The organism is Pseudomonas graminis (genome assembly GCF_001705435.1).
GTDB lineage: Bacteria > Pseudomonadota > Gammaproteobacteria > Pseudomonadales > Pseudomonadaceae > Aquipseudomonas > Aquipseudomonas graminis_B.
Genome location: NZ_MDEN01000030.1, coordinates 1 through 2381, shown reverse-complemented (window position 1 = coordinate 2381; position 2381 = coordinate 1). Strand labels below are relative to the sequence as shown.

Here is a 2381-nt window from a genome sequence, read left to right as displayed (position 1 = left end):
GTGCCCATCGGCGCCCCCATCGCCAACCTGCAGATCCACATCCTCGACAGCCGCCTCAACCCGCAACCCGTCGGCGTACCCGGTGAGCTGTACATCGGCGGCGCCGGCCTGGCGCGTGGTTATCACCTGCGTCCGGCCCTCACTGCCGAGCGCTTCGTTGCCAGCCCGTTCGGCAGCGGCGAGCGGCTGTATCGCACCGGTGACCTGGCCCGCTGGCGTGCCGACGGCGTGGTGGAATACCTCGGGCGTCTCGATCACCAGATCAAACTGCGCGGTCTGCGGGTTGAGATCGGGGAGATCGAAGCGGCGCTGCTGGATCACCCCGCGGTCAGCGAAGCGGTGGTTATCGCCCGTGAATTAACGACGGGCATGCAGCTGGTGGGCTATCTGGTGGCCGAGGACTTCGACGAAGAACACCTGCGCAGCCAGCTGAAGCAACGCCTGCCGGATTACATGGTCCCGGCCCACTTCGTCACGCTGGACAGCCTGCCGCTGTCCGCCAACGGCAAGCTAGACCGCAAGGCATTGCCCGACCCAAACATCCAGCAACGGGCCTTCGAACTGCCACTGGCCGGGGTCGAAACCCAGCTGGCCGAGCTGTGGCAAGACCTCCTTGGCGTGGCGCAGATCGGCCGTCAGGACAACTTCTTCGCCCTCGGCGGTCATTCGCTGCTGGGCATTCAACTGGTGGCGCAGATCCGCCGCGACCTCAAACTTGAGCTGCCCCTGCGTGCGCTGTTCGAGTCGCCGGTGCTGGCCGATCTGGCCCACTACCTGAACACCCAGGCGCTCGCCACGGCGATGCCTGCTCTGCAGCGTCGCACTGACCGGGAATTCGCGCCGCAGTCCTTCGCCCAGCAGCGCCTGTGGTTCCTCGCGCAACTGGAGCCCGATAGCGTCGCGTACAACCTGCCGTGCGTGCTCAACCTCAGCGGCGCGCTGAAACTTGATGCCCTGCAGCAGACCTTCGACGCCCTGGCGGCCCGTCACGAAACCCTGCGCACCTGTTTCCGCCCATCCCCGATGCAAAACGGGGAGGCGGTGCCGCAGCAACGGATTCTGCCAGTCAGCAGCGTGCACATCGTCCGTCACGACCTGCGCGACAACGCGGCGCCGGAAGCCGCCTTCGACGCGCTGGCCGAGGCGTTCATGAACCAGCCATTCGACCTCGACGCCGAGCGTGCGCCGTGGCGGGTGGCCCTGGCGCGGGTGGCGGACGATCAGTGGCGCCTGCTGCTGTGCATGCACCACATCATCTCCGACGGCTGGTCGGTGCAGGTCATGCTCGAAGACTTCGCCGCGCTGTACCGCCGCTTCGCCCAGGGCAGCGACGTGCAACTGCCTGGGCCGCAACTTACGGAGCTAAGCGTGCAGTACGCCGACTACGCCCGCTGGCAGCGCGAGCACCTGAGCGGCGCCGAACGCGAGCGCCAGTTGAGCTGGTGGCGCGCGGCGCTGGGTGACGAACAGCCGGTGCTGGAACTGCCGGCGGACCGTTCGCGTCCGGCCGAACGCGACGGCAAAGGCGGGCGCCATGCCTTCGTGCTGCCGCAAGACCTGGCCGACACGCTGCGCCAGACCGCCCAGACCCACGACGCCACGCTGTTCATGCTGTTTCTGGCCTCGTTCGACACGCTGCTGTATCGCCTCAGCGGCCAGCGCGACCTGCGCATCGGCGTGCCGGTGGCCGGACGCGCGGAGGTACAGACCCAGGGCTTGATCGGCTTCTTCGTCAACACCCTGGTGCTGCGTGCCCAGCTCAGCGGCGACCAGCCCTTCACCGCGCTGCTCGCCCAGGTCAAGGACAACCTGCTCGGCGCCCATGCCCATCAGGACCTGCCGTTCGAACAACTGGTGGAGGCGCTGCAACCGGCGCGCAGCCTCAGCGTCAACCCGCTGTTCCAGGTCAGCTACAACCATCAGCAGCAGCCGGACCTGTCGCTGCTGCAGTTCGACGACCTGAGCTGCGAAGCCCGCCAATGGGACATCAAGGGCGCGCAATTCGACCTGGTGCTGGGCACCTTCGAGCACCGCGACGGCCGCATCAGTGGCTACCTCGATTACGCCACCGACCTGTTCGATGCGTCGACCGTGGCGCGTTTGTTCGAGCAACTGGTCACGCTGCTGCGGGCGATTTGCGACCAGCCCGACGCCGCCATCGGTGACCTGCCGCTGCTGGGCGAGACCGACCTGGCCGCGCTGGATCAATGGAACACACCGCCGTTCTCGCCCTACGTGGATCGGCCAATTCACGCGCTGATTGCCGACCACGCGCGCATTCGGCCCGACGCCATCGCGCTGGTCCATGGCGAACAGCGCCTGACCTTCGCCGAGTTCGACCGTCGTGCCAACCAACTGGCTCATGCGCTGCGGGCGCGAGG

1 protein-coding gene is annotated in these 2381 nt (G+C 67.3%); it reads left to right on the top strand.

Going from position 1 to position 2381, the window contains the following annotated elements; all coding sequences use genetic code 11:
• The coding region (locus BBI10_RS00130; protein ID WP_141695063.1) for a condensation domain-containing protein at positions 1–2381 on the top strand (2381 nt) is incomplete at both ends.